Below are 26,045 nucleotides of genomic sequence, written 5' to 3' on the forward strand. Positions count from 1 at the left end.
CAAAAGACCGTGTGACGGCCATCATGAGTGTGCGCCCAACCCGGCCGGAACCGGGAGGCATGAACAGCGACGCGCGTCGAGCGGGCCGGGAACGCGGGTTCCATCAGAACGGCCGGCGCGCGCGTTGCATGGTTAAATCGGCCGTGTATCGTCCGGATCGGCCGGGCGGCGCTGCGGCATCAACAGCAGCACGCTGGCGATCGGCCACAGCGCGGCTTCAACGAAGCCGTCGATCAGGTAACCCCAGCCCGGAAACGCCGCGCCCGTCAGCAGACGGATCACGAACGGCACCAGTTGCGCGACGACCAGGAGCGGCATCACCGCAAAGGCCTGCACGCCGAGCGACATCCACAGCACACGGCGATGGATCGTAATCGCGCCGTACGACAGCAGCGTATAAGCCAGCGCGTGTTCGCCGAGCAGACTGGCGTTATGCACGTCCATCAGCAAACCGAGGAAAAACGCGATGCCCATGCCGACCTTGCGTGGCTGGTGCACATTCCAGAACAGCAGCACGAGCGCCACGAAATCAGGCACGCCGACGAGGCGCCCCCACGGCATCAGGTTCAGCAAAAACGCCGCAGCGAGGCTAAACGCGATGAAGTACGGGTTGACCGGCTGCAGGATGTATTGCGGACGGTTCATGGCTGGGCCCCCGGCTTGGCTGGCGGCTTCGCGTTCTTGTCGGCGGCCGGTTTCTTCTCCGCTGCAGCGGGTTTGGCCGGCGGCGATTTCTCGGCGGGCCTAGTGGCGGATTTGTCCGCGGCGGCCTTGCTGTCCGCGGGCTTCGCGCCCTTCTTCTTCGCGTCCTTTGCGGTGGTCGCCGCATCGGGCTCTTCCGCCGGACGCGGCGGCACATTGTTCAGATAGTGCAGCACCAGCAACTGACGCGCGCCACGCACCGGTGCGACCGGCAGGCAGATCACGCGGGCAAACGCCGTATCCGCCTGTTTATCGACCCGAACTACCTTGGCGACGGGCAGACCCGGCGGATAAACGCCGTCGAGCCCGCTGGTGACGAGTTCGTCGCCGGTTTGCACGTCGGCGCTGATCGGCACGAAGCGCAGGTCGAGCGTATCGCCCTTCGGCGTGCCGTAAATCACGCTGCGCAAGCCGGTGCGCACGATCTGCACGGGCACCGCCTGATCCTTGTCGGTCAGCAGCGTTACTTCGGCTTGCAGCGGGAACACACGCGTCACCTGACCGATCACGCCGTCTTCGTTGACGACCGGCGAGCCGTTCTGGATGCCTTGCTGCGCGCCGCGGCCGATCACCACCTTCTGCGTGAACGGGTCGCGCGTGTCGTACTGGATTTCGGCGGGCAGCGATTGCGTGGTCGAGCGCTGCGACAGTTGCAACAGCGCGCGCAAGTGGGTGTTTTCGGCGGCCAGTTCGGCGGCCGTATTGGCTTGCTGCGACAGTTGGAGATCTTTGGTGCGCAGTTTGTCGTTTTCGTGGCGCAATGTGGCGCTGGTCACGGCCAGGTCGGCCGCGCCCATGAAGAAGTCGCGCGGCACGAGAGCCGCGCGTTGCAACGGATAAAGACCCGCGCCGAGCACGCCGCGAACGATTTCGAGCGTTTTGAAGCGTGCATCGGAGATCAGCAGGGCCAGCGCCAGCACGACGAAAAACACCAGCCGTGCGAGCGCGGACGGGCCTTGCTTGAACAGGGGCGGCGGACTGTATTCCATGGTCGGCGCCGGGGGCGTGAGCGGTTGGGTGAGACGGCGGCGCGCGAGGGACGCGCGTTCAGTACGCGGCGGCTGGTAAGCCCAGCCAACGGCAAACCGGCCCACAAGGGGCCGTTTGCCTGATCCGCGCTACTGGCATGGAGACGGGCTCGCTTACTCGTACGAGAAGATGCTGCCCAGCTTGTCCATGCGTTCGAGCGCCATGCCCGAGCCGCGCACGACGCACGTCAGCGGGTCTTCGGCGACGAGTACCGGAAGGCCGGTTTCTTCTGCGAGCAGGCGATCCAGATCGCGCAGCAGTGCGCCACCGCCCGTGAGCATCATGCCGCGCTCGGCGATGTCGGCACCGAGTTCCGGCGGCGTTTGTTCGAGCGCGATCTTGACCGACGACACGATCTGGTTCAGCGGATCGGTGAGGGCTTCGAGGATTTCGTTGCTGGAGATCGTGAAGCTGCGTGGAATGCCTTCCGACAGATTGCGGCCCTTCACTTCCATTTCCTTGACTTCGGAACCCGGGAACGCGGAGCCGATTTCCTTCTTGATGGCTTCGGCGGTTTGCTCGCCGATCAGCATGCCGTAATTGCGGCGGATGTAGTTGACGATGGCTTCGTCGAACTTGTCGCCGCCGACACGCACCGAGCCTTTGTACACGATGCCGCCCAGCGAGATCACGCCGACTTCGGTCGTGCCGCCGCCGATATCGACGACCATCGAGCCGGTGGCTTCCGACACCGGCAAGCCGGCGCCGATTGCGGCTGCCATCGGTTCTTCAATCAGATAAACCTGCGAAGCGCCTGCGCCGTGAGCCGCTTCTTTAATCGCGCGGCGCTCGACCTGGGTCGAACCGCACGGCACGCAAATGATGATGCGCGGCGACGGCGAGAACATGCGCGATTCGTGAGCAGTTTTGATGAACTGCTTGATCATCTGTTCGGTGACGGTGAAGTCGGCGATCACGCCGTCTTTCATCGGGCGGATCGCCTCGATGTTGCCCGGCACCTTGCCGAGCATCTGCTTGGCTTCCTTGCCGACTGCCTGGATGGTTTTTTTACCGTTGGGACCGCCTTCCTGGCGGATCGAGACCACCGACGGTTCATCAAGAACGATACCCTTGCCACGCATGTAAATGAGCGTGTTGGCAGTGCCAAGGTCAATCGCCAGATCGTTGGAGAAGTAACTGCGCAGAAAACCGAACATTCAAAATCCTGTCTCGCTTGGCGCCGGGCCTCGCAACGTATGCGCAGGGCGGCAGCGGAAAAAATAACAGCTTCAACCGGGCGGAAGCGGCGCCACAGGAACTTGAAGCTGCGAGGGAGTCTACCGGAGGCCGGAGCAAAGCCATGTCAGAAAAATCCGAACTATCTTTGGGAATTGTTCAGAAAGGCCTTCGCAAGTCGGTCCGGGTTTGGGTCGAACGCGTAATGATACCTTATAATTTTGGATGATTTGAAGGAAACGGACGGCACTTTTTGCCGCCGCTGGCCCCTTTTTCGAGGCGTTCCTCCAGTGTCGTAACCCGCTGTCGCAGCATTGTTTTTCCGCGCTGCGGCGGTCCACCACATTTTCCGGTGACTGCATGGCTCTGACCCTGACCGATGTTAAACGCATCGCGCATCTTGCGCGGCTCGAACTGGCCGACGCCGACGCTGAGCACACGCTTGCCCAGCTCAATGATTTCTTCGGCCTCGTCGAGCAGATGCAGGCAGTCGATACCACCGGCATCGCGCCGCTTGCTCATCCGATCGAGCAGATCGAAGACGTCGCGCTGCGTCTGCGTGACGACGCAGTAACCGAAACCGTTCAACGCGAAGCTTTCCAGCGCCCGGCGCCGGCTGTCCAGGACGGCCTGTACCTCGTGCCGAAGGTGATCGAATAAAGCCCGGCAAGGTGTGCGAGCGGATTGCCGCCCAGCGGATTGCCGCCCGGCGGATCGCCGCTCGCAGGTCCAATGTATCCGGCCTCCTCGGCCCGGCTTGCCGGCGGGCAGCCGAACGCCTCCACGGCAGCGTTGTCCACGCTGCCGCGCTCTTCAGGATGAAACGCAATGCATGAAAAAAGCTTGACCGAACTGCGTGCCGCACTCGCTGCCAAGGAATGCTCGGCAGTCGAACTGGCGCAGTTGTATCTGAAGCGGATCGACGCGGCCAACAGCCTGAACGCGTTCATTCAGGTCGACGCCGATCTGACGCTCGCGCAGGCGAAAGCGGCCGACGCGCTGCTCCACACCGGCCACGCCGGCCCCCTGGTCGGCCTGCCGATCGCGCACAAGGACGTGTTCGTCACGAAGGGCTGGCGCTCCACCGCCGGCTCGAAGATGCTCGCGAACTACGAAAGTCCGTTCGACGCGACGGTGGTCGCCCGCTTGCAGAACGCCGGCATGGTGTGTGTGGGCAAGACCAATATGGACGAGTTCGCGATGGGCTCGTCCAACGAGAATTCGTACTTTGGTCCCGTGCAGAATCCGTGGGATCGTAAGGCCGTGCCGGGTGGTTCGTCGGGCGGCTCGGCGGCGGCTGTGGCGGCGCGTCTGGCGCCCGCCGCGACCGGCACCGATACCGGCGGCTCGATTCGTCAGCCGGCGTCGTTCTCCGGCATCACCGGCATCAAGCCGACGTATGGCCGCGTATCGCGTTACGGGATGATCGCGTTTGCGTCGTCGCTGGATCAGGGCGGTCCGTTTGCGCAAACCGCCGCGGATTGCGCGACGCTGCTCAACACCATGGCCGGTTTCGACGAACGCGATTCGACGAGCCTCACGCGCGAGGATGAGGACTTCACGCGCTACATCGGCAAGACGTGGAAAGACGACGGCGCGGACAAACCGCTCGCCGGTCTGCGCATCGGTCTGCCGAAGGAATACTTTGGCGAAGGTTTGGCCGATGACGTGCGCGCTTCGATCGACGCCGCGCTGAAACAATACGAAGCGCTCGGCGCCACGCTGGTGGAAGTCTCGCTGCCGAAAACCGAACTGTCGATTCCGGTGTACTACGTGATCGCGCCGGCGGAAGCCTCGTCGAACCTGTCGCGTTTCGACGGCGTGCGCTTCGGCCATCGCGCCGCGGAATACCGCGATCTGCTGGACATGTATAAGAAGTCGCGTGCCGAAGGCTTCGGCCCGGAAGTGAAGCGCCGCATTCTGGTGGGCGCGTACGTGCTGTCGCATGGCTACTACGACGCGTACTACCTGCAGGCACAAAAGATCCGCCGCATTATCGCGCAGGATTTCCAGGAAGCGTTCAAGCAGTGCGACGTGATCATGGGACCGGTCTCGCCGTCAGTGGCGTGGGACCTCGGCGCGAAGGGCGACGATCCGGTGCAGATGTACCTGGCCGACATTTACACGCTGTCGGTGAGCCTCGCCGGTTTGCCGGGCATGAGCGTGCCGTGCGGCTTTGGCGCGGGCGCGAATGCGCAGCGTCCGGTGGGTCTGCAGATCATCGGCAACTATTTCAATGAAGCCCGGATGCTGCAAGTGGCCGACGCGTTCCAGCGCGCCACCGACTGGCACCGCAAAGCACCGGCAGGAGTGTGAACACCATGACCAAGCAATGGGAAGTCGTGATCGGTCTGGAGACCCACGCGCAACTGTCGACCAAATCGAAGATTTTCTCCGGCGCCGCCACGCAGTTCGGCGCTGCGCCCAACACGCAAGCCTGCCCCGTCGATCTGGCATTGCCGGGCACGTTGCCGGTGATGAACCGCGGCGCTGTCGAGCGAGCCATCCAGTTCGGCCTCGCGATCGGCTCCACCATCGCGCCGCGCAGCATCTTTGCGCGCAAGAATTATTTCTACCCCGATCTGCCGAAGGGCTATCAGATCAGCCAGTACGAAATTCCCGTCGTGCAGGGCGGCCAGGTGACGATTCAAGTGCCTGCCAATGAAAAGACGGGTAAGGACGCGTATGAGAAGGTTGTCAACCTGACGCGCGCTCACCTCGAAGAAGATGCGGGCAAGTCGCTGCACGAAGACTTCGCGGACATGACCGGCATCGACCTGAATCGCGCCGGCACGCCGTTGCTCGAAATCGTCACCGAGCCGGAAATGCGCAGTGCGGCTGAAGCGGTTGCGTATGCCAAGACGCTGCACACGCTGGTCACGTGGCTCGGCATCTGCGACGGCAACATGCAGGAAGGCTCCTTCCGTTGCGACGCGAACGTGTCGGTGCGCCCAGTCGGTCAGGCGGAATTCGGCACGCGCGCCGAGATCAAGAACCTGAACTCGTTCCGCTTCCTCGAAGAAGCGATCCAGTACGAGGTGCGCCGTCAGATCGAATTGATCGAAGACGGCGGCACAGTGGTGCAGGAAACGCGTCTGTACGATCCGGACAAGCGCGAAACGCGTTCGATGCGCAGCAAGGAAGACGCGCACGATTACCGCTATTTCCCCGATCCCGATCTGATGCCGCTCGTGATCGACGCGGCGTGGGTCGAGCGCGTGAAGAGCGAGATGCCGGAACTGCCGGTAGCGATTCAGCAACGCTTCGTATCGCAATACGGCCTGACGCCGTACGACGCCAACGTGCTGACGTCGAGCAAGGCGATGGCTGCTTACTACGAAGCGGTTGTCGTCAAAGCCGGCCCCGCCCAGGCGAAGGTCGCGGCAAACTGGCTGATGGGCGAAGTGTCGTCGCAACTGAATCGCGAAGGCCTCGATATCGCCGGGAGTCCGGTTTCGTCGGCGCAACTCGCGCTGTTGCTGCAACGTATCGCCGACGGCACGATCTCGAACAAGATCGCCAAGGAAATTTTCCTCGCCATCTGGGAAGAGAAGGCCACGGACGAAGCCGCCGCCGATCGCATCATCGAAGCGAAGGGTTTGAAGCAGATTTCGGACGCCGGCGCGCTGGAAGCGATCATCGACGAAGTCCTCGCGGCGAACCAGAAGTCGGTCGAGGAATTCCGCGCCGGCAAGGAAAAGGCGTTCAACGCGCTGATCGGCCAGGCGATGAAGGCGACCAAGGGCAAGGCCAACCCGGCGCAGGTCAACGAACTGCTGAAGAAGAAGCTGTCCTGAGTTGAAGCTCAGTTGAAGAAGCACGGCTGAGGCGCGAGCTTTGGCCATCGCGGGCTGTTGCCGGAAACGAAAGTGGGGCAACGGCCCGTTTCATTTTGCGGGCCCGTTTAAACGCAGATCACGGAGTGTGTGAATGGCGAAGCAACCCGAACTTGACGATTTCCGCGTACCGTATTTCGACGACGGCAAAAAGAAGAGCAAATTCTCGCTCGACGATTTCGACCCGGCCGCAAAGCCGTTTTCGACCGGTTCGAAAGAAAGCGACCGCGCACGGTTGTCGGAGATCGGCGCGAAGCTCGACATGTTGCAGGAGTGCCTGCACGCCCAGCAGAAGCGTCGCGTGTTGCTGGTTCTGCAAGGCATGGACACGAGCGGCAAGGATGGCACGATTCGCGCGGTGTTTCATGAAGTCGATCCGCTCGGTTTGCATATCGTCCCGTTCAAGGCGCCGACGCCTGTCGAGTTGGCGCATGACTTCTTGTGGCGTGTGCATGCACAAGCCCCGGCTGCCGGCGAGCTGACGATCTTCAATCGTAGTCACTACGAAGATCTGCTGGTGCCCACCGTGCTCGGCAACCTGAGCGCCGAAGCATTCGAGCAACGCAGTTGCCACATTCGCCAGTTCGAAGAGATGCTGGCATACAACGGTACGACCATCGTCAAGTGCATGCTGCACATTTCGAAAGACGAGCAGCGTGCGCGTCTGCAAGCGCGGATCGACGATCCGAGCAAGCACTGGAAATTCGATGTGTCCGATCTCGACGCGCGCAAGCAGTGGGACAAATATCAGGCGGTGTATTGCGATGCATTAGCCGCCACTTCGACGGATTACGCGCCGTGGTATGTGATTCCGGCCGATTCGAAGACGCATCGCAACGTGATGATCGCCGAGTTGCTGTTGCGCACGTTCGAAGGGTTGAAGCTCGAATATCCGCCCTCTAAAGAATCGCTGAAGGGCGTCAAGGTCGAGTGACTTTTCCCTTTTGCTTTAACAACGAATTGAACATAAGAGGAACGACATGTTGCGTGTGATTACCGCGAACCTGAACGGCATCCGCTCAGCGGCGAAGAAGGGGTTTTTCGACTGGTTCGGCGAACAGAAAGCCGACGTGCTGTGCGTGCAGGAAATCAAATGCTCGCAAGACGATATGACGCCCGAATTCATGGCGCCGCACGATTTCACCGGCTATTTTCAGCATGCGGTGAAGAAGGGCTATAGCGGTGCGGGCGTGTACACGCGTCATGAGCCGGACGAAGTCGTGATCGGTTTCGGCAGCGAGGAATTCGACGCCGAAGGGCGCTATGTCGAACTGCGGTTCGGCAAGCTGTCGATCGTGTCGGTGTATGTGCCGTCGGGTTCGAGCGGCGAAGAACGTCAGCAGGCCAAGTACCGCTTCATGGACGTGTTCATGCCGCATCTCGCGGAGCTGGCTAAAGAGCGTGAAGTGATCGTGTGCGGCGACGTCAACATCGTCCACAAAGAGATCGACATCAAGAACTGGAAGAGCAACCAGAAGAACTCAGGTTGCTTGCCGGAAGAGCGCGCGTGGCTGACCAGACTGTTCGACGAAGTCGGTTATGTCGACGTGTTCCGCACGCTCGATCAGCGGCCGGAACAGTACACGTGGTGGAGCAATCGCGGTCAGGCATACGCGAACAACGTCGGGTGGCGAATCGATTATCAGATCGCGACGCAGGGCATCGCAGGCAAGGCGAAGCGCACCGACGTGTTCCGCGACATCAAGTTCAGCGACCACGCGCCGCTGACCGTCGACTACGACCACAAGCTCAAGAAGTAATCACAACATGAGCGCCGCCTGAGCCGCAGGCGAACCACAAGGGCCGCAGGCGAACCACAAGGGCCGCAGGCGAACCACAAGCGCGCGGCTCGCGAAACTCAATCGCGGGCCAGCTTGCGGCGCGGACGGCCCATGCCGGCATAGTCCGGTAGCGCATCCACGCTTTTGCCGACCGCTTTTGCATAGAGCGGCAGCATATCCGGCAAGCGCTTGATGATGTCCTGGCGGCGCGCCTGCGTATACGGATGCACGTAGATGAACCCTTGCTCGCGATTGCTGCGCGTTGCCGTCGCCAGCTTGTCCCACAGCGTGACCGCCGCGCGCGGGTCGAAGCCGGCGCGCGACGCGATATCGCTGCCGATCACGTCGGCTTCGGTTTCGTCGGTGTTTTCGTACTTCATTTCCAGCAACTGCGAACCGATGCCGAGCGGCGCCGCGCCCAGATCGGCGAGCCCGAATAGCTGCGGAATCGCGCCCGACGAACCCAGTTGTCCCGCCTGTTGCTCGCCGAGCCGCTCGCGCGCATGCTCGCGCAACGCGTGCGCGATCTCATGGCCGATCAGCATGCCGAGTTCGTTGTCGTTCAGACGCACGCGGTCGAGCAGGCCGCTATACAGGACGATCTTGCCGCCCGGCAGACAGTACATGCGGATATCGGGCGAGCGGACCACCGCCACATCCCACTTCCAGCCCTTCGCCCGCTCGTTCCATTTCAGCGAATAGGGGATCAGTTTGTCCGCGATAGAACGCACGCGCGTGACGTGCGCGTCGGTCTCGCCGTACAGACGGTTCGCGTGATCCGCGCCGCGCGCGATCTGGTCGAACTCTTCGGTGGCTTGCGCCTCGAGCATCGACGATGGAATCAGGTTACGGAATACCACGTAGCCGCCGTAGCGCAGTTGCGAGTTCGGACTGTACGACGCGGACGCGGCCGGGCTTGCAGCCGCTGCTGGCGTCGAGGTGGCAGCAGGCGCCTTTGCAGCTGCGGGCGGCGTCGCGGTGGGCGCGGGCGTCTTGGCCGTTGCCGGTTGCGGCGCGGGCGATGGCGCGGGCGGCGTGGCGGCGCCAGCCGCGCTGCCGGCGGTTGCCGCGCTATTCGCGCTGGGTGCCGCCGGTGTAGCATTCTCGGGGCTCGTTGCGCTCTGCGCCGATTTTGCCGCCAGCGCCGCTGGTGCCGTAGCCGGCACCGGTGCGCTGGTGGCGACCACAGGCATGGCTGCCGCATGTGCGCTTAACGGCGCAGCTAGCGTGACGCCCGCATAGCCGAGCGCCAATGCCGCATGCAATGCGGCGCGGCTGGCCTTGAAGGGCTGAGCCGAAAAGGCGTCCGCGCGCGTCACGCGCTTTGGCAGGAACACCGTCACGACTGGCTTCTCCAAGGGGCGATCCGCAGCAGAAGCAGCATGCCGGGCAGCGCCAGCGCGGTACACACGATGAAGTAGTCGAACCAGCCGATCTTGGCGACCACATAGCCGCTTGCCGCCGATGCCAGCGTGCGAGGCACGGAGGCCAGGCTGGTGAACAGCGCGAACTGCGTGGCCGTGTAGCGCGGATCGGTGGTGCTGGCGATGTAGGCGGTGAAGGCCGCCATTGTCAGGCCGGTTGTGAAGGTTTCGAAGCCGTAGACGAGGGCGAGTGCGACCGAGCGCGGATCGAGCTGCACGGCCCAGTCGACGCCGACCAGCGCGAGCAGCTTCGTCGTGCCCTGGCTCAGCCAGACGGCGATGTCATAGATCGCGGTAAGACCGGGCGAAGCCGGCCCGAGATGCGCGAGCCACGCGAAACCGAGCGTGGACACCATCTGCAGGATGCCGAAAATCCATAGCCCGCGGCCGATGCCGATCTTCATCAGCCAGATTCCGCCGACAATCCCGCCCGCGAGACTCGCGCCGAATGCGGTGGTCTTCGCGATCACGCCGATCTGCGTGCGCGAAAAGCCGATGTCGAGAAAGAATGAGGTCGACAGCGTGGTCGCCATCGTGTCGCCGAGCTTGTACAGGAAGATGAAGCCGAGCACGAACAGCGCGCCGCGCCAGCCGTCACGTTGAATGAATTCGCTGAACGGCTGCACGATCGCTTCGCGCAGATTCTTGGGTGGCGTGCCGTGTACCTCGGGTTCGCGCACCACCAGCGTCATGATCATGCCGGGCAGCATGAACGCGCCGGTGACGATGAAAACGGTGGTCCAGGGCAAATGATCGGACAGAATCAGCGCCAACGAACCCGGCACCAGCGCGGCGATCTTGTACGCGTTTACGTGCACCGCATTGCCGAGACCTTGCTGCGTGTCGCTCAGCAGTTCCCGCCGGTACGCATCGATCGAGATGTCCTGACTCGCGCCGAAGAACGCGACCAGCGCCGTGAGCGCCGCGACCGTCCAGATCGAGTCGCGCGGCGAGACGAAACCGAGCGCCGCGATCGCGCCCGCGACCAGAATCTGCGTGACCAGCATCCAGCCGCGCCGTCTTCCCGGACGCCAGCCCGGAAAACGCGGCACGTAGCGGTCCATCAGCGGCGCCCAGATGAATTTCCAGGTGTACGGGAACTGGATCAGCGCAAACAGGCCGATTTCCTTCAGATTGACGCCTTCGGAGCGTAGCCACGCCTGCACCAGATAGACGAGCGTGAACAGCGGCAGTCCGGACGTAAAGCCGAGAAAGACGCAGATCAGCATGCGCGCATTCAGGAACGCGCGCCAGCCGGGATGTTCTACGTGAGCGGTAAGTGCAGGCGCCTCGTGCGGCGGGTTCGACATGTGGATAACTTGCGTTAGCTTTTCTTGACGCGATAGACCGCAAGACTACCACGCCAGTTCACGCCCCACCGCACCACCTGGCCGTCGTGCAGTACCACGCGGTCGAGAATTTCGATGCCCACCTCGGGCGCCAGCGCCTCGAAATCCTTGATGGTCAGCACCCGCACGTTCGGCGTGTTGTGCCACTGGTAAGGCAGCGACTTCGACACAGGCATGCGGCCCTGCAGCACAGAAAGCCGGTGCGCCCAGTAGCCGAAATTCGGAAACGAGACGATGCATTCCTTGCCGACCCGCACCGTCTCGCGCAAGATCGCGGCGGTCTGATGGATGGTTTGCAGCGTCTGCGACAGAATCGCGAAGTCGAAGCTGCCGTCTTCGAACAGACGCAGGCCGTCTTCCAGGTTCTGCTGGATCACGTTGACGCCGTTTTGCGTCGACGCCAGCACGCCGGCGTCGTTGATTTCGATGCCGTAGCCCTGCACGTCCAGTTCTTCGGTCAGCAGCGACAGCAGCGAACCGTCGCCGCAGCCGAGGTCGAGCACCGTTGCGCGCGGTTCGACCCAGCGGGCGATCGCGCGGAAATCCGGGCGCAGCGCCAGATAATCGAGTGCTCGCTGATTCATGCGTTCACCTCGTTCGCAATACGTTCGTAATAGGCGCGCATCAGGTTGTGATAGCGCGCGTCGTCGAGCAGGAAGGCGTCGTGGCCGTGCGGCGCGTCGATTTCAGCGTAAGTCACCGTGCGTTTGTGGTCGAGCAGCGCCTTCACCAGTTCGCGCGAACGAGCCGGCGCGAAACGCCAGTCGGTCGAGAAGCTGGCGATCAGGTATTTCGCCGTGGTGTGGGCGACGGCGGCGGTCAGATCGCCGTCGAAGGCTTTGGCCGGATCAAAATAGTCGAGCGCGCGGGTGATCAGCAGATAGGTGTTCGCGTCGAAGTAGTCGGCGAACTTGTCGCCCTGGTAGCGCAGATACGACTCCACCTCGAACTCGACGTCGAAGTTGAAGTTGTACGCATCCACCGCGCCTTCCGCGCGGCGCAGCGACCGGCCGAATTTCTCGGCCATGTCGTCGTCGGACAGATAGGTGATGTGGCCGATCATCCGCGCGACACGCAAGCCGCGCTTCGGCTTCACGTTGTGCGCGTAGTAGTTGCCGCCGTGGAAGTCCGGGTCGGACAGGATCGCCGAGCGCGCCACCTCGTTGAAGGCGATGTTCTGCGCGGACAGTTTCGGCGTGGACGCGACCACGATGCAATGGCCGACCCGTTCCGGATACATCATGCTCCACGCCAGCGCCTGCATGCCGCCGAGGCTGCCGCCCATGACCGCGGCAAAGCACGTGATACCGAATTCATCGGCGACGCGTGCCTGGGCGTTGACCCAGTCTTCCACCGTCACGACGGGAAACGTCGCGCCGTATGGGTTTCCGGTGGCCGGATCGATGCTCATCGGGCCGGTCGAGCCGAAGCACGAGCCCAGGTTGTTCACGCCGATCACGAAGAACCGGTTGGTGTCGAGCGGCTTGCCCGGGCCGACCATGTTGTCCCACCAGCCGATGTCCTTCGGATTGTCGGCGTACACGCCCGCGACATGGTGCGAGGCATTGAGCGCGTGGCACACCAGCACCGCATTGCTGCGCGCGGCATTGAGCGTGCCGTAGGTTTCGACCATCAGGTCGTAACCGGCCAGCGAGCTGCCGTTCTGCAAGCGCAGCGGCTCGGTGAAATGCATTTTTTGGGGAGCGACGATACCGATCGATTCCATTCATTCCGCCATTTAACAAAACAGGGCGGCTAGATGGCGTCGGCGAGGCACGGGGAAAGACTGTGTGCGCGGCTGACGACCTCTTTAGCCGCATTTGTAGTGAACCCCGGGAAACGTTCCCGGTGGTTCGCGCGCCCGCAATCGAGTCAGCAAATCGGCGCGTGAGATGTTCAGGGTGTTCTGGATTGCCGCGCCGGGTGCTTTCGGGTGCGGCAATCAGGCGCAAAGTATAGCGGAAATTCTCATGCGGCAGCGTCGTGGGCGCTCGCACGAGGCCGCGTATGCCGCGCGGACTACTGAAGAATCAGCAGCAACTGGGCGTCGGCGTGTTCGGCTGGCGGCCGCGCAAAGCCGCTGCGCACGTACCGGTGCCAGCGGCCGATGATGTAGCTGAGCAGCAGGCTCGCGCGGATCGCGGGATCGTAGCCGGCGGGCAGCGGCACGGCGGCGTGCGTGCCGTCCACGCTTGCGGTTTCGCTCGCGTTTGCATCCATTTGAGCGAGCCGCAGACATTGCTTCAACGAAGCCTCGACCCGCTCCAGCATCTGATTGACGCGTTCGGTCAGTCGTTCATGCTCGCCGACCAGCGCCTCGCAGGTCAAAACGCGCGTCATGCCGGGGTTCTTCGCGGGGAAATTGAGCAGCATCAATGCGATCGAACGCGCTTGCAGCACGCCGTTGCTTTCCTTGTCGGCGATCTGGTTGATCAGGCCGAAGATGGTTTGCTCGATGAACTCGATCAACCCTTCGAACATTTGCGCCTTGCTGGCGAAATGCCGGTACAGCGCGGCCTCCGAGACGCCGAGGCGGGCGGCGAGCGCCGCGGTGGTGATCTTTTCGTTCTTCGGCGCCTCCAGCATCGCGGCAAGCGTCTGGAGGATGTGCACCCGGCGCTCGCCCGGCTTCAGGCGCGGCGCACGCGGGCTCGCCGCGGGTTCGGGCTCGTGTTCGGCTACGGCTTCGTCAGGCTTGTCGATCGGCTGCATGTCTGTCGTCCCTTCAGTCGCACCGAGCGGGTGCCCAGTCGTAACGATTTTAACGAACGAATGCACCGATCGACATAGTGTGGCCGGCCGGTGCCCGGCAGACGCGTCGGCACGCCGTCCGCATGCGGTTTGCGCGGCAGGTGACCGGTGATCCACACGGTGCGGATGCCGAGCCGCCGATAGTTCTTCAGATGCGAGCACGTGTCTTCGACGAGGATCACATCGCTCATCGACACCTGCGCGTCGCGCATCGCTTTGCGCAGCATCGCGTGGTCGGGTTTGGCGCGCCAGCCGCGACGGTCGCGCATATGCTCGATCGCGATGACTTGCTCGAACAGCCGCTCGATGCCCAGTTCAGCCAGCACGGCGCGCGCATAGGCTTCCGGGGCGTTGGTCAGCACGATCTTGCGGCCCGGCAGCGCAGCGACGAGGCGCGCGATGCCGCGTTCGTGGCGGATCATCGAACCCAGATCGGGAAACGTGTGCACGACCTTCAGGAAATCGTGCGGATCGAGCGGATGATGCCGCGTGAGCCCGAGCAGGGTCGCGCCGTAGCGCTGCGTGTAACCGGTGCGCAGGCGGTTGGCTTCGTCGGTTTCGACCTGCAGCGCGTCGATGATGTACTGCGTCATCGCCTGATTGATCGCCGGAAAGATCGCGTGCGAAGCGTGGTGCAGCGTGTTGTCGAGGTCGAACAGCCAGACCGGACTGCCACCTGCGATGTGCGGACGACGGCGCCGGGAAGTGGGAGTGCGCATGATGAGTAGAGCCGGCTAGCGGCGTGCTGCCGCGCCGTGCAACGAACGCGGGCGGCTCGCGATGCGAGCGGGGGAGGAAAGAGGTGTTTATTTTCGCGCGATTGGGCGGCGCGGTGTGAGGCGAGCAGCAAACCAGGCTGCGAACCGGGCAGTACCACAGGCATGCATGGCGCACATGTTGGGCGCGCCGCGCATGCCGTGCTCGAGGTGAAGATCAATGCGAGCGGATCATCGTGCCGAACGGCTGTTCGGTGAGAATTTCCAGCAGAACCGAGTGTTCGATCCGGCCGTCGATGATGTGCACCGAACGCACGCCGCTCTTCGCTGCGTCGAGCGCCGACGAGATTTTCGGCAGCATGCCGCCGGAGATCGTGCCATCGTCGAACAGGCCGTCGATTTCGCGCGCCGACAGATCGGTCAGCAGATTGCCTTCCTTGTCCATCACGCCGGGGATGTTGGTCATCATCACGAGCTTTTCGGCGTTCAGCACGACCGCCAGCTTGCCCGCGACCAGATCCGCGTTGATGTTGTACGACAGGCCGTCTTCGCCGAAACCGATCGGCGAGATCACCGGAATGAACGCGTCGTCCTGCAGCGCCTTCACGACCGCCGGATTGATCGCCTCGACTTCGCCGACCTGGCCGATATCGACATACTGGCCGGGATTGTCGCGATCCGGCATCAACATCTTGCGCGCGTGGATCAGGCCGCCGTCCTTGCCGGTCAAACCGACGGCGTGGCCGCCGAAATGGTTGATCAGCGTGACGATATCCTGCTGCACTTCGCCGCCGAGCACCCATTCGACGACTTCCATCGTCTCTTCGTCGGTGACGCGCATGCCCTGGATAAACGTGCCCTGCTTGCCGATTTTCTTCAGTGCCTGGTCGATTTGCGGACCGCCGCCGTGCACGATCACCGGATTGATACCGACCAGTTTCAGCAGAATCACGTCGCGCGCGAAGCCTTGCTTCAGGCGCTCTTCGGTCATGGCGTTGCCGCCGTATTTGATCACCACGGTCTTACCGTGATATTGGCGAATATAGGGCAGCGCCTCGGCCAGGATTTCAGCCTTAAGGGTGGGCGCGATCTGCGAAAGGTCGGGAAGCTCGGACATGGCGGCAGGCTCAGGCACGGGACAGTTGAAACACGGCGAATTGTACAGGACTGGCGCGCTGCAACAGGGTTTTCGACACCGGCGCTGGCGGCGGGCGGCACACGCCTGGCGCACTGCGCAATCGACGGCTCAAACAGGCGGCCGACGAACAAGCGTACAGCCGGTCACGGCAGGCCGTGAATAGGCCGAGCGGCCGACTAACGGAGCCGCGCCACTCGTGGCATCATTTCCTGACCGATGCTTCACCGAGACCATCCGGCCCGTCATGAAACCGTCTGCTTCCCGCTCCCAAAGCAGCGCGCGTTGTCCGCGTTGCGGCAACGCGTTCGACTGCGCCATGCATGGGGAGCCGTTCGACTGCTGGTGCCGCGCCATGCCTGCATTGCCGGCCGACAGGCTGGATCCGAGTGGCCGCTGCCTGTGCCCCGAATGTCTCGCCGCGGAGATCGCACGAGCCGCGCAAGCCGGGCCTGGCGCCGGTCCGGCTTGAAACCGGCGCGCTGCGGCGACGCTGTGGCGAACTACGCCGCGCAGTGCCGCGCCGCCAGCGCGCCCAGATCGTGTGCAACGGCTTCGAGTGCCGGATTCCATTGGCCGAACTGTTGCTGCCGGTATAGCGTCGCGCCTGGATACCACGGGCTGTGACGCCGGTCGAGCAGCCAAACCCAGTGCGGATTGACGTCGAGCAGCACCCACGTGCGCTGGCCGAGCGCGCCGCTCAGATGTGCCACGGACGTACAAACCGTGATCACGAGGTCGAGCGCGCTGACAAACGCGGCGGTGTCGTCGAAGTCGGCGAACCCGCCGGTGAAGTCGGTGATCGGCAAGCCGGCTGCTTGCGCCGCCGCGACGTCCGCGGCCGCGCCCGGTTGCAGCGAATAGAAGGCAACGTCTTTCATGCCGCCGAAATACGCCGCATAGCGTTCCCAGCCAACCCGCCGAAACGGATTGCGCTGATGGCCGGCGCTGCCGGTCGATGTCAGTCCCACCTTGAGTCTGGGTTCGCCGGCAAGGCGCGTGCGCCATGACTCGCTGGCGGCAGGTCGGCGTGCAAATACGGAATCGCAGCGGGGATCGTCTCTTCCCGCGTGTCGAATATGAATGGCAGACTGAGTAGCGGAATCTCATAGTCGAACGGCGGCAGAGATTCGACGCCGCCGCCTGCGGTGTAGTCATCCACATGTTCGCCCAGGTTGCGCACCAGCAGCGCGCCCATCTGCGGAAGCGAATTCCAGAGCAGGCGGCCGCCTTCGCGTTGAACGCGCTCGGCCAGCAACGGAATATAGCGGCTGAACTGCAGCACGTCGCCCATGCCCTGCTCGCCCCACACCAACAACGTTTTGCCGGCGAGCGGTTCGCCTTGCCAGGTCGGAGCCGGCATCTGCGGGCGGTTGCCGCCCAGTTCTAAAGAACCGTCCCAGCGCGCTTCGTGGGCCGGCCAGCCGTGCGCGTAATTACCGCGCATCAGCAGCAACATGCTGAGATTGGGGCGCACGGTCGCGTCGTTGGGTGCAAGTGCGCAGGCGGTCCTTTCGGCTTGCTCCGCGTCGTCCCAGCGTTGCGCTTCACGCAGTGCCAGCGCATAGTTGTTATGCGCCAGCGGGCTATGCGGCGCGCATTGCACGGCTCGTGCGCCGGCCTCGAGCGCGCGCGGCAGATTAAAACCGGCGCGGCTTGCCTGCGTGAGTTTGGTCCAGGCGTCGCCTTCGCCAAGTTCGTCTTGCACTGCGCTTTCCAATAGCGCGAGCTGTTCGCTCAGGTCGCCGCCCGTGAGCATCAACGCGCCAGCGAGATTGTTGCGCAACTGCGGCAGCCGCGGATCGAGCGCGAGTGCACGACGATATGGTGCGATCGCTTCGCCATGCCGGTTCGCCATTTGCAGCGTGTAGCCAAGGCGAAAGTGCGCAACAGCGCGGTTCGGGTCGAGTTGGGCAATAATGGCGGCGAGCGCGATGGCGTCGTCGTGACGGTGTTGCGCAAGCGAAGCTGTGGTCAGCGAATCGAGCGAGTCGTCGTCGAGTGGATGCAGTTGCGCGGCGGCATCGAGCCAGCTGGCCTGTGCTTGTGCGGTGCCGTTTTGTTGAGCTGCGGCAGCATGCCGCAGAAAATTCAGGAAAGCTGACGAGACGTGCTGCTCGGAATCTGAGGATGGGGACGGCATGAGTATGTCCGGACGGCTGGAAAGCCGATGGTGGGCGATGTCCCGTGCGGCGCAATCGCAAAAAATCCATCTTACCGGCGCGACGTCGCGAGGTCAGTCAGACTCGTCCGACAATTCCGAACAGGTAAACTGACGTCATGCATCGTATTACCAACACCGGCCGGGTCAATCTCGGTCATCTGTTCTGGCTGCGCAGTCTCGCCATCATCGGCCAACTGGTGACGATCGCGTTCGTGCAGACCTTCATCGGCGTGCACCTGCCGTTGCCCGCGATGTTGCTCGTGATCTCGCTCGAAGTGATCTTCAACGGTCTCACCTGGTGGCGCGTCTCGCAGCAGCGGCCCGAGTCCAATCTCGAATTGTTCGGCCAGATCTGGGTCGATCTGGGCGCGTTGTCGGCGTTGCTGTTTCTGTCCGGTGGCACGACCAATCCCTTTGTCTCGCTGTATCTGCCGTCTCTCGCGATTGCCGCGGCGGTGTTGCCGTGGCGTTTGATGGCGTGGCTTGCCGCCTTCGCGGTGGCCTGCTACGCCGTGCTTGGTTTCGATTCGGTGCCGCTTAATCTCGATAACCCCGCCAACCTGTTCGATTACTATCGCGCAGGCATGTGGGTGAACTTCATGGTCAGCGTCGGTTTGATTGCATGGTTCGTGGCGCGTATGTCGCGGGCTCTGCGGCTACGTGACGCAGCGCTTGGCGAAGCCCAGCAGCGCTTGCTGCAAGACGAGCGCGCCGTCGCACTCGGCGTGCAGGCCGCCACCGTCGCGCACGAAATCGGCACGCCGCTGTCTACTATTGCGATGCTGTCCGAAGAATTGCGCGACGCCGCGCGCACGGATCAGGGCCTCGCGCCCTATAACGCCGATCTCGAACTGCTCGAACAGCAAATGACGTTGTGCACCTCGGCGCTTGCGCGGCTGCGCAGCCGCGCATCGACGTCGAGCAACCGGCAACCGGTCGCCGAGTGGCTCGAGTCGTTCGGTGAGCAATGGCGCTTGCGCCATCCGCATGTGAAATTCGAGCGGCTCGGCGTGCCGCCCGCGGAGGTCAGTCTTGACGACACGGTTGCCGTCAGTCAGATTCTCACGATTCTGCTGGACAACGCGGCGCGTGCGAGCCGCGATCATGTGACGCTGGCATGCACGCTCGCGAAGCAAGGCGACCAGATCGAATTCGAAGTATGCGACGCGGGCCCAGGTATTCCACCGGCGTTGCGCGGTTCACTCGGCGCGATGCCGGTCGACAGTACGCAGGGCGGGCACGGCGTGGGTCTTTATCTGGCGTTTTCAGCGGCGGCGCGCCTGGGCGGTTCGATCGAATTGACCGACGTGAGTGAGATCAAGCCACGTGGCACACGCGCAGTGCTGCGGCTACCGCTCGCGGCGCGCAAATTATCCGGCACGGGCCGTCGCGGCGCCGCGCCATCCAACACGGAGAAACAGGCATGAGCGATATGAATTTTCTGGTGATCGACGACGATGAGGTGTTCTCCGGCATCCTCGCCCGCGGTCTGACGCGGCGCGGCTACACGGTGGCCGAAGCGCACAACGCGGACGAGGCGATCAAGCTCGCGAACCAGCAGAAGTTCAGCCAGATCACGGTGGACCTGCATCTCGGCAACGACTCGGGCCTCACGCTCGTCGCGCCGCTGCGCGACTTGCAGCCGGACGCGCGGATGCTGGTGCTGACCGGGTACGCGAGCATTGCGACTGCGGTGCAAGCGGTGAAAGACGGCGCCGATAACTATCTGGCGAAGCCGGCCAACGTCGAAACGATTTTGTCGGCGCTGCAAAGCGAAGCGAGCGCGTTGCAAGCCGAAGAGGCGATCGAGCATCCCACGCCGCTGTCGGTCGCGCGTCTCGAATGGGAGCATATCCAACGCGTGCTCGCTGAGCACGGCGGTAATATTTCGGCCACCGCGCGCGCGTTGAACATGCATCGTCGAACGCTGCAGCGCAAGTTGGCCAAGCGGCCGGTCAAGCAGTAAGCGCTGGGTCTTTCGTTCGCAGGCCAGAAAGCAAAACGGGCTGCCTTTTACAAGGCAGCCCGTTTTTTACGCCTCACACATGATGTGGATCCGGCGAGGCGTACGGCTTTAATGTGGCATACGCGGCGGCATACGCAACATCACAGCACGTAGCGCGAGAGGTCTTCGTCTTCAGCCACTTCATTCAGCGCGCGGTCGACATACGACGCATCGATTTTCACCGTCGTGCCCGAATGATTGCCGGCCGAGAACGAGACTTCTTCGAGCAGCTTTTCGATCACCGTGTACAGGCGGCGCGCGCCGATATTCTCGGTTTTCTCGTTCACCGCGAAAGCGATCTCGGCGAGGCGGCGAATGCTGTCGTCGGCGAATTCGAGGTGCACGTCCTCGGTTTCGAGCAGCGCCTGGTATTGCTTGACGAGGCTCGCGTCGGTGGCGACCAGGATCGACTCGAAATCGCCTACCGACAGCGAATCCAGTTCGACCCGAATCGGGAAACGACCTTGCAGTTCCGGAATCAGATCGCTCGGCTTCGCCAGATGAAACGCGCCGCTCGCGATGAACAGGATGTGATCGGTCTTCACCATGCCGTACTTGGTGTTGATCGTGGTGCCTTCGACGAGCGGCAATAGATCGCGCTGCACGCCCTGGCGCGACACCTCGCCGCCGCCCGCCTCGTTACGCGAGGCGATCTTGTCGATTTCGTCGAGGAACACGATGCCGTTCTGCTCGACGTTCTGCACCGCCTTTGTTTTCACCTCTTCGTCGTTGAGCATCTTGCCGGCTTCTTCGTCGGTGAGGACTTTCAGTGCTTCCTTCACCTTCATCTTGCGGCGCGTTTTCTTGCCGCCGCCGATGTTCGCGAACATCGAGCGGATCTGCTCGGTCATGTCTTCCATGCCCGGCGGCCCCATGATGTCCATGCCGACTTGCGGCTGCTCGACGTCGAGTTCGATTTCCTTGTCGTCGAGCAGGCCTTCACGCAGACGCTTGCGGAAGGTTTGGCGCGTGGGGCTGCTTTCATCCACGGTGTCCGCGGCGCTCGAACTCGCGCCGAAACCGACCGGGCGCGCGGTGGGCAGCAGGATGTCGAGGATGCGGTCTTCGGCTTGATCTTCGGCCTTGGTCCGCACTTTGCGCATTTCCGTTTCGCGCGTCTGCTTGATCGAGATCTCCATCAGATCGCGCACGATGCTGTCGACGTCGCGGCCTACATAGCCGACTTCGGTGAACTTGGTGGCTTCGATCTTGATGAACGGCGCGTCGGCCAGTTTCGCCAGACGCCGCGCGATTTCGGTTTTGCCGACGCCGGTCGGTCCGATCATCAGAATGTTCTTCGGCGTGATTTCCTGGCGCAGCGGTTCCTCGACCTGCTGACGGCGCCAGCGGTTGCGCAATGCTACCGCCACTGCTTTCTTCGCGCGGCCTTGGCCGATGATGTGCTTGTCGAGTTCCGAGACGATCTCGGCAGGGGTCATGGTGCTCATCGTGGGTCCTTACTCGATCGTCTCGATGACGCGGTTATGGTTCGTATAGATGCACATGTCGCCGGCAATCTCCAGCGACTTCTCCACGATTTCGCGCGGCGACAACTCGGTGTTGTCGGCGAGCGCTTTCGCAGCGGCTTGCGCGTAGGCGCCGCCCGAACCGATTGCGCAGATACCGCCTTCCGGGTCGAGCACGTCGCCGTTACCGGTGATGACGAGGGTAGTGGTCGCGTCGGCGGCGATCAGCATCGCTTCGAGGCGGCGCAGCATGCGGTCGGTGCGCCAGTCTTTCGCGAGTTCGACGGCCGCGCGCGTCAGATTGCCCTGATGTTTTTCCAGCTTCGCTTCGAAGCGGTCGAGCAGCGAGAAGGCGTCAGCCGTGCCGCCGGCGAAGCCGACCAGCACTTTGCCGTTATAGATGCGCCGGACTTTCTTTGCGCCCCCCTTCATGACGATGTTGCCCAGTGTTACCTGGCCGTCGCCGCCGAGCGCGACCTTGTCGCCGCGGCGCACGGAGACGATCGTCGTGCCGTGAAATTGCTCCATATGCGTTCCTCTTTGCAAAACGGGTAGGACGCGGCAGCGCAGCGCTACCGCATGAATCCGGGAAGCGGACGGCGCGCGACGCAGAGACGATTAACTCTGCGATCAACTGGCCGGCGCGCGCTCGTGCAGCGCATGTTCGATTTATTTTAGGGCGTGCGCGGTCATATCAAGAGCCGGCAAATGGCATAAGACAAAAAACATGTGACGAGGACGGCGCACGGGAGAGGGCGAAGAGACAGGTGGGAGCACCGGCGCGGCGTAGGACCGCCGCCAGCCGACGATCGGGGCCGTGTTCCCAGCGAACGCTAAAAAGTGCCTTGCAAAAGAAAAAAGGCGCACAGATCACCGTGCGCCTCTCGACGAAGCAGCGTGTAAGGGCGCGGAGCCGAAGCCGCGCCGCAGGCGTTCAGTCGCCGAACAGCTTCTGGCGCAGTTCGCGGCGTTCCTGCGCTTCGAGCGACAGGGTGGCCGTGGGCCGTGCGAGCAGGCGCGGGATGCCGATCGGCTCACCGGTTTCTTCGCACCAGCCGTAATCGCCCGAATCGATGCGCGCGAGCGATTGCTGCACCTTCTTCAGCAGCTTGCGCTCGCGGTCGCGCGTGCGCAGTTCGAGCGCATGCTCTTCCTCGATCGTTGCGCGATCGGCCGGGTCCGGCACGATTACCGTTTCGCGCAGGTTTTCGGTCGTCTGGCCGGCATTGCGGAGAATCTCCGCCTGCAGCTGTTCGAGCTTGTTCTTGAAGAAAGCGAGCTGATCCTCATTCATGTAATCCTTGTCGCTCATCTTCAGGATTTCGGCTTCAGTCAAGAGTCGTTTCGTCGTCATCTGGCTTGCTTCTTCAATGTGAGGCAAAACTTAGTGCCCGCACTTTCGTGTTGCCCGCAAAGGCGCCTCGAAGACGCTCAATGAGCGCAGGGCGAACACGGACGGTGGACTGTCGTGACGCCGAAGCGCCGAGCGCCTACGCGCTGGGCGTCGCTACGCCTATGCGGGGCCGAACTCCTCTGGAAACCGATTCTCAAATGCTCCTGAGGCAGTGCTTACCGGCAGCGCGCCCGTTCAGGCTGTGCCAGCCGGCATTGTCGGCGTGCTTCCGGACAAGGTTTTCCGGCGCCATTTCAGGCCCGGCGCGGGATACGCGCTGACCGGGCAATTCGTTGTCATTCTCCAGTGGGCACGTATTGTAACTGAATCACGATCCTGCACCGCAACTGGTGGAAATCCCGCTGCAGCGCGTCGATATCCCGAAAATATAACGCGCGCACGACCAAAAAGCGATGGTCGTGCACGCTTTAATGCAGCAGGGTTTTCACGCGCTTTTCATACACACGACTTGTCAACGGCCTTTCGGCCACTTTCGGCGCATTCAGCAGACGATTGACGCGGCGCTCATGTATTTGAGGGCGCACACACGGCCCGTGCAGCCGTCGCTCGCGCCTTACGCCAGACAGGCGTTCAGACCGTCGGTGATCAGGTCTTGCGGCAGTTCGATGCCGATGAACACCATCTTGTTGGTCTTCTTCTCGATCGGCTGCCATTTCGCGGCCAGATCGCTGCCCATCATCTGATGCACGCCCTGGAAAACCACCTTGCGGTCGACGCCCTTCATGTACAGCACGCCCTTGTAACGCAACAGACGCTCGCCGTAGATCTGCAGGATGCCGCCGAGGAAGTCTTCCAGCTTGTTCGGATCGAACGGCCGGTCGCTGCGGTAGACGAACGATTTGATCTTGTCGTCGTGGTGCGCGTGGTGATGATTCGCGTGATCGTGGCCGTCGTGATCGCAATGGCCATGGTCGTGATCGCAGTTTTCGTGATCGTCGTGGGTATGGCCGTGCTCGTCGTGCGCGTGAGCATGGCTGTGCGCGTGTTCTTCTTCGGCGAGGAAGTCCGGATCGATCTCGAGCTTCGAATTCAGGTTGAAGCCACGCAGGTCGAAAATTTCCTTGATGTCCGCTGCGCCGAAATTGACGACTCTGATCGCCGCCCTCGGATTCATGTGCAGCACACGGTGGCGCAGATCTTCCATGTGCTTTTCGTCGACCAGATCGGCCTTCGTGATGAACAGGCGATCGGCGAAGCCGACCTGGCGCTGCACCACTTCGTGCTCGTCGAGCTGGTGGTTCGCGTGCTTCGCGTCGACCAGCGTGATGATCGCGTCGAGCAGGAATTCATTGGCGATCTGGTCGTCCATGAAGAACGTTTGAGCGACCGGGCCCGGATTGGCGAGGCCGGTAGTTTCGATCACGACGCGGTCGAAATCCAGTTCGCCGGACTGCTTCTTTGCCGCCAGATCGCCCAGTACGCGCGAAAGGTCGCCGCGGATCGTGCAGCAGATGCAGCCGTTGCTCATCTGGATGATCTGTTCGCTCGTGTCCTGCACGAGGATTTCGTTATCGATGTTCTCTTCGCCGAACTCGTTTTCGATCACGGCGATCTTCATGCCGTGCTTTTCGTTCAGGATGCGCTTGAGCAGGGTGGTTTTGCCGCTGCCGAGAAAGCCGGTCAGGATGGTGACTGGAATCATATTGATCGCCTGTATGTACGTGAATCTGCGTAAATCTGCATAATCGAATGCATCGGACCGGGCGCGGCAGCCTGATGGTGCGCAGCCCAATCTAGCCGGTTATTGAAACATATCTGTCGAGCCGGCGCTGGCGGCGGGGTTCGAACCCTGGTTTGCCTACGCTGCCAACGCGGGAAATAGCCCTGAAACTATGGGCGATCAGGCGATTTGCAACAATAGGCCTTTCAGGTACTCGCCTTCCGGGAATGCGGTGAGCAGCGGATGGTCCACCCCCGCGCCGAGGCGCTTGAGAATCCGCGCATCGACGCGCGCGTCGGCGGCCGCGCTGGCGACGATCTTCTGGAACAGTTCGGCGTCGATCGCGCCGGAGCACGAATAGGTGAACAGCAGGCCGCCCGGGCGCAGCAGCTTCAGCCCGGTCAGGTTGATGTCCTTGTAGGCGCGCGACGCCCGGTCCACATGTTCGCGCGACGGCGCGAATTTTGGCGGATCGAGCACGATCAGGTCGAAGCGTTCGCCGTCGTCGTAAAGGCGGCGCAGGGTTTTGAACGCGTCGGCGTCGAGCCACGTGGCGCGCTCCGCGTCGAAGCCGTTGGCCGCGACGTTCTGCTGCGCGAGCGCCAGTGCCTCGCCCGACGAATCGATCGACACCACGCGTTTGGCGCCGCCTTTGAGCGCTGCCAGCGAGAAACCGCCGGTGTAGCAGAAGCAGTTCAACACGTCGCGGTCGTGCGCGAGTTGCTGTACCAGCGCGCGGTTGTCGCGCTGGTCGACGTAGAAGCCGGTCTTGTGGCCGTTGCGCACGTCGACGTGATAACGCACGCCGTTTTCGCTCGCGATCAGCGTTTCGGACGGCGATTCGCCCGCCAGCACGCCGGTGATCTGCTCGAGACCTTCCTTCTGGCGGATCGACACGTCCGAGCGTTCGTAGACGTTCGGGCAACCGGTCGCGTCGGTCAGCGCGGCGACGATCGCTTCCTTCCATGCTTCGACGCCCGCCGCCATGAACTGACAGACGAGCTGGCTGCGCTGGCCTTCGTCCTCGGCGACGTAATGATCGACGATCAGGCCTGGCAGTCCGTCCGCTTCGCCGAAAATCAGCCGCACGGCGCCGGTGTCGTGCACCATCGTTTGACGATGCGCCAGTGCGCGCTGCACGCGGCGCTTGAAGAACGCGTGGTCGATCGGCTCGGTTTCGTCGAAGCTCCATACGCGGGCGCGGATCTGCGAATGCGGGCTGTAGGCGGCGCGCGCGAGGAAGCGGCCGTCGTGCGCGCGCACCAGTACCGTGGCGCCGGTGGCGGGATTGCCGTCGACGCGATCGATTGCGTTGGCATAGACCCACGGATGGCGGCGCAGCAGCGACTTTTCTTTCGACGGTTTGAGCGTAACGGTATTCATCAGGGTGTCAGCAGAGCGATAGGCCGCATGGAGAGACGCACACGGCAGGTGAAG

23 protein-coding genes and 1 pseudogene are annotated in these 26,045 nt (G+C 62.8%); 8 read left to right on the forward strand and 16 right to left on the reverse strand.

From position 1 onward, the window contains the following. Window positions 1-132: 132 nt before the first annotated feature. The 3 genes from mreD to AC3WOG_RS00635 form a co-directional block, all read right to left on the reverse strand. The gene (mreD, locus tag AC3WOG_RS00625) at window positions 133-645 is read right to left on the reverse strand and encodes a rod shape-determining protein MreD (protein ID WP_492576154.1); all 513 of its coding nucleotides are present in this window, start codon (window positions 643-645) and stop codon (window positions 133-135) included. Next, complete coding sequence (gene mreC, locus AC3WOG_RS00630) at window positions 642-1,691, reverse strand: rod shape-determining protein MreC (RefSeq protein WP_492576155.1); 1,050 nt, start codon at window positions 1,689-1,691, stop codon at window positions 642-644. Before mreC ends, mreD begins: the two co-directional genes overlap by 4 nt. Window positions 1,692-1,844: 153 nt before the next feature. Continuing rightward, complete coding sequence (locus AC3WOG_RS00635; RefSeq protein ID WP_004189550.1) at window positions 1,845-2,888, reverse strand: rod shape-determining protein; 1,044 nt, start codon at window positions 2,886-2,888, stop codon at window positions 1,845-1,847. A gap of 379 nt (window positions 2,889-3,267) precedes the next feature. On the opposite strand from AC3WOG_RS00635, the gene gatC reads away from it, so the two are divergent. The 5 genes from gatC to AC3WOG_RS00660 all read left to right on the forward strand — a co-directional run bounded on the left by gatC (window position 3,268) and on the right by AC3WOG_RS00660 (window position 8,503). Continuing rightward, the gene (gene gatC / locus AC3WOG_RS00640) at window positions 3,268-3,567 is read left to right on the forward strand and encodes an Asp-tRNA(Asn)/Glu-tRNA(Gln) amidotransferase subunit GatC (RefSeq protein WP_492576163.1); all 300 of its coding nucleotides are present in this window, start codon (window positions 3,268-3,270) and stop codon (window positions 3,565-3,567) included. 168 nt (window positions 3,568-3,735) lie between these two features. Next, the gene (gene gatA / locus AC3WOG_RS00645; protein ID WP_492576164.1) at window positions 3,736-5,223 is read left to right on the forward strand and encodes an Asp-tRNA(Asn)/Glu-tRNA(Gln) amidotransferase subunit GatA; all 1,488 of its coding nucleotides are present in this window, start codon (window positions 3,736-3,738) and stop codon (window positions 5,221-5,223) included. 5 nt (window positions 5,224-5,228) lie between these two features. Beyond that, the gene (gatB, locus tag AC3WOG_RS00650) at window positions 5,229-6,704 is read left to right on the forward strand and encodes an Asp-tRNA(Asn)/Glu-tRNA(Gln) amidotransferase subunit GatB (RefSeq protein ID WP_492576165.1); all 1,476 of its coding nucleotides are present in this window, start codon (window positions 5,229-5,231) and stop codon (window positions 6,702-6,704) included. A 133-nt stretch (window positions 6,705-6,837) separates the two neighbouring features. Further along, window positions 6,838-7,677, forward strand: coding sequence for a PPK2 family polyphosphate kinase (locus AC3WOG_RS00655; RefSeq protein ID WP_492576166.1), 840 nt, complete (start codon window positions 6,838-6,840; stop codon window positions 7,675-7,677). A 46-nt stretch (window positions 7,678-7,723) separates the two neighbouring features. After that, entirely contained in the window at window positions 7,724-8,503 is a 780-nt protein-coding gene (locus AC3WOG_RS00660) for an exodeoxyribonuclease III (RefSeq protein ID WP_492576168.1), read from the forward strand. Window positions 8,504-8,601: 98 nt separating this feature from the next. Here AC3WOG_RS00660 and AC3WOG_RS00665 read toward each other — a convergent pair whose 3' ends face one another. The 7 genes from AC3WOG_RS00665 to argB form a co-directional block, all read right to left on the reverse strand. After that, window positions 8,602-9,882 (reverse strand): M48 family metallopeptidase, encoded by a 1,281-nt coding sequence (locus AC3WOG_RS00665; RefSeq protein ID WP_492576169.1) that lies wholly within the window; start codon window positions 9,880-9,882, stop codon window positions 8,602-8,604. Continuing rightward, window positions 9,864-11,258 (reverse strand): AmpG family muropeptide MFS transporter, encoded by a 1,395-nt coding sequence (locus tag AC3WOG_RS00670; protein ID WP_492576170.1) that lies wholly within the window; start codon window positions 11,256-11,258, stop codon window positions 9,864-9,866. Before AC3WOG_RS00670 ends, AC3WOG_RS00665 begins: the two co-directional genes overlap by 19 nt. A gap of 14 nt (window positions 11,259-11,272) precedes the next feature. Continuing rightward, the gene (gene metW, locus AC3WOG_RS00675) at window positions 11,273-11,881 is read right to left on the reverse strand and encodes a methionine biosynthesis protein MetW (RefSeq protein WP_149668718.1); all 609 of its coding nucleotides are present in this window, start codon (window positions 11,879-11,881) and stop codon (window positions 11,273-11,275) included. Beyond that, a complete protein-coding gene (metX, locus tag AC3WOG_RS00680; protein WP_492576171.1) occupies window positions 11,878-13,023 on the reverse strand; it encodes a homoserine O-succinyltransferase MetX in 1,146 nt (381 codons plus the stop codon). The genes metW and metX overlap by 4 nt, the downstream gene beginning before the upstream one ends. A gap of 293 nt (window positions 13,024-13,316) precedes the next feature. Then, entirely contained in the window at window positions 13,317-14,009 is a 693-nt protein-coding gene (gene slmA, locus AC3WOG_RS00685) for a nucleoid occlusion factor SlmA (RefSeq protein ID WP_492576172.1), read from the reverse strand. After that, window positions 13,976-14,767, reverse strand: coding sequence for a pyrimidine 5'-nucleotidase (locus AC3WOG_RS00690; protein WP_492576173.1), 792 nt, complete (start codon window positions 14,765-14,767; stop codon window positions 13,976-13,978). The genes slmA and AC3WOG_RS00690 overlap by 34 nt, the downstream gene beginning before the upstream one ends. A 214-nt stretch (window positions 14,768-14,981) precedes the next feature. Next, the gene (gene argB / locus AC3WOG_RS00695; protein ID WP_341313662.1) at window positions 14,982-15,881 is read right to left on the reverse strand and encodes an acetylglutamate kinase; all 900 of its coding nucleotides are present in this window, start codon (window positions 15,879-15,881) and stop codon (window positions 14,982-14,984) included. A 265-nt stretch (window positions 15,882-16,146) separates the two neighbouring features. Between argB and AC3WOG_RS00700 the strand changes: the two genes are divergently transcribed. Then, complete coding sequence (locus AC3WOG_RS00700) at window positions 16,147-16,371, forward strand: cysteine-rich CWC family protein (RefSeq protein ID WP_492576174.1); 225 nt, start codon at window positions 16,147-16,149, stop codon at window positions 16,369-16,371. Window positions 16,372-16,402: 31 nt separating this feature from the next. Here the strand turns inward: AC3WOG_RS00700 and AC3WOG_RS00705 are convergent. Continuing rightward, window positions 16,403-18,042, reverse strand: a pseudogene (locus AC3WOG_RS00705) (hypothetical protein). 137 nt (window positions 18,043-18,179) lie between these two features. Here AC3WOG_RS00705 and AC3WOG_RS00710 point away from each other — a divergent pair. Both AC3WOG_RS00710 and AC3WOG_RS00715 read left to right on the forward strand, forming a co-directional pair. After that, on the forward strand, window positions 18,180-19,490 hold the full coding sequence (locus AC3WOG_RS00710) for an ATP-binding protein (protein ID WP_492576175.1): 1,311 nt from the start codon (window positions 18,180-18,182) through the stop codon (window positions 19,488-19,490). Further along, window positions 19,487-20,029, forward strand: coding sequence for a response regulator transcription factor (locus AC3WOG_RS00715; protein ID WP_028197735.1), 543 nt, complete (start codon window positions 19,487-19,489; stop codon window positions 20,027-20,029). The genes AC3WOG_RS00710 and AC3WOG_RS00715 overlap by 4 nt, the downstream gene beginning before the upstream one ends. Window positions 20,030-20,169: 140 nt before the next feature. On the opposite strand, the gene hslU is transcribed toward AC3WOG_RS00715, so the two are convergent. The 5 genes from hslU to AC3WOG_RS00740 form a co-directional block, all read right to left on the reverse strand. Then, window positions 20,170-21,516: an ATP-dependent protease ATPase subunit HslU gene (hslU, locus tag AC3WOG_RS00720; protein ID WP_492576176.1), complete on the reverse strand. Its 1,347-nt coding sequence runs from the start codon at window positions 21,514-21,516 to the stop codon at window positions 20,170-20,172. Window positions 21,517-21,525: 9 nt separating this feature from the next. Next, a complete protein-coding gene (hslV, locus tag AC3WOG_RS00725) occupies window positions 21,526-22,062 on the reverse strand; it encodes an ATP-dependent protease subunit HslV (protein WP_006050517.1) in 537 nt (178 codons plus the stop codon). A gap of 406 nt (window positions 22,063-22,468) precedes the next feature. Then, entirely contained in the window at window positions 22,469-22,888 is a 420-nt protein-coding gene (gene dksA, locus AC3WOG_RS00730) for an RNA polymerase-binding protein DksA (RefSeq protein ID WP_006050516.1), read from the reverse strand. Window positions 22,889-23,501: 613 nt separating this feature from the next. Beyond that, complete coding sequence (locus tag AC3WOG_RS00735; protein WP_492576177.1) at window positions 23,502-24,590, reverse strand: CobW family GTP-binding protein; 1,089 nt, start codon at window positions 24,588-24,590, stop codon at window positions 23,502-23,504. A gap of 198 nt (window positions 24,591-24,788) precedes the next feature. After that, window positions 24,789-25,991, reverse strand: coding sequence for a class I SAM-dependent rRNA methyltransferase (locus AC3WOG_RS00740; protein ID WP_492576178.1), 1,203 nt, complete (start codon window positions 25,989-25,991; stop codon window positions 24,789-24,791). Between the last annotated feature and the right edge of the window lie 54 nt (window positions 25,992-26,045).

This window comes from Paraburkholderia sp. FW306-02-B (assembly GCF_058782725.1).

What these genes read in the sequence shown, in the direction of transcription:
- mreD (WP_492576154.1), bottom strand. Translation starts at nt 645, where the DNA reads ATGAACCGTCCGCAATACATCCTGCAGCCGGTCAACCCGTACTTCATC.
- mreC (WP_492576155.1), bottom strand. Translation starts at nt 1,691, where the DNA reads ATGGAATACAGTCCGCCGCCCCTGTTCAAGCAAGGCCCGTCCGCGCTC.
- AC3WOG_RS00635 (WP_004189550.1), bottom strand. Translation starts at nt 2,888, where the DNA reads ATGTTCGGTTTTCTGCGCAGTTACTTCTCCAACGATCTGGCGATTGAC.
- gatC (WP_492576163.1), top strand. Translation starts at nt 3,268, where the DNA reads ATGGCTCTGACCCTGACCGATGTTAAACGCATCGCGCATCTTGCGCGG.
- gatA (WP_492576164.1), top strand. Translation starts at nt 3,736, where the DNA reads ATGCATGAAAAAAGCTTGACCGAACTGCGTGCCGCACTCGCTGCCAAG.
- gatB (WP_492576165.1), top strand. Translation starts at nt 5,229, where the DNA reads ATGACCAAGCAATGGGAAGTCGTGATCGGTCTGGAGACCCACGCGCAA.
- AC3WOG_RS00655 (WP_492576166.1), top strand. Translation starts at nt 6,838, where the DNA reads ATGGCGAAGCAACCCGAACTTGACGATTTCCGCGTACCGTATTTCGAC.
- AC3WOG_RS00660 (WP_492576168.1), top strand. Translation starts at nt 7,724, where the DNA reads ATGTTGCGTGTGATTACCGCGAACCTGAACGGCATCCGCTCAGCGGCG.
- AC3WOG_RS00670 (WP_492576170.1), bottom strand. Translation starts at nt 11,258, where the DNA reads ATGTCGAACCCGCCGCACGAGGCGCCTGCACTTACCGCTCACGTAGAA.
- metW (WP_149668718.1), bottom strand. Translation starts at nt 11,881, where the DNA reads ATGAATCAGCGAGCACTCGATTATCTGGCGCTGCGCCCGGATTTCCGC.
- metX (WP_492576171.1), bottom strand. Translation starts at nt 13,023, where the DNA reads ATGGAATCGATCGGTATCGTCGCTCCCCAAAAAATGCATTTCACCGAG.
- slmA (WP_492576172.1), bottom strand. Translation starts at nt 14,009, where the DNA reads ATGCAGCCGATCGACAAGCCTGACGAAGCCGTAGCCGAACACGAGCCC.
- AC3WOG_RS00690 (WP_492576173.1), bottom strand. Translation starts at nt 14,767, where the DNA reads ATGCGCACTCCCACTTCCCGGCGCCGTCGTCCGCACATCGCAGGTGGC.
- argB (WP_341313662.1), bottom strand. Translation starts at nt 15,881, where the DNA reads ATGTCCGAGCTTCCCGACCTTTCGCAGATCGCGCCCACCCTTAAGGCT.
- AC3WOG_RS00700 (WP_492576174.1), top strand. Translation starts at nt 16,147, where the DNA reads ATGAAACCGTCTGCTTCCCGCTCCCAAAGCAGCGCGCGTTGTCCGCGT.
- AC3WOG_RS00710 (WP_492576175.1), top strand. Translation starts at nt 18,180, where the DNA reads ATGCATCGTATTACCAACACCGGCCGGGTCAATCTCGGTCATCTGTTC.
- AC3WOG_RS00715 (WP_028197735.1), top strand. Translation starts at nt 19,487, where the DNA reads ATGAGCGATATGAATTTTCTGGTGATCGACGACGATGAGGTGTTCTCC.
- hslU (WP_492576176.1), bottom strand. Translation starts at nt 21,516, where the DNA reads ATGAGCACCATGACCCCTGCCGAGATCGTCTCGGAACTCGACAAGCAC.
- hslV (WP_006050517.1), bottom strand. Translation starts at nt 22,062, where the DNA reads ATGGAGCAATTTCACGGCACGACGATCGTCTCCGTGCGCCGCGGCGAC.
- dksA (WP_006050516.1), bottom strand. Translation starts at nt 22,888, where the DNA reads ATGACGACGAAACGACTCTTGACTGAAGCCGAAATCCTGAAGATGAGC.
- AC3WOG_RS00735 (WP_492576177.1), bottom strand. Translation starts at nt 24,590, where the DNA reads ATGATTCCAGTCACCATCCTGACCGGCTTTCTCGGCAGCGGCAAAACC.
- AC3WOG_RS00740 (WP_492576178.1), bottom strand. Translation starts at nt 25,991, where the DNA reads ATGAATACCGTTACGCTCAAACCGTCGAAAGAAAAGTCGCTGCTGCGC.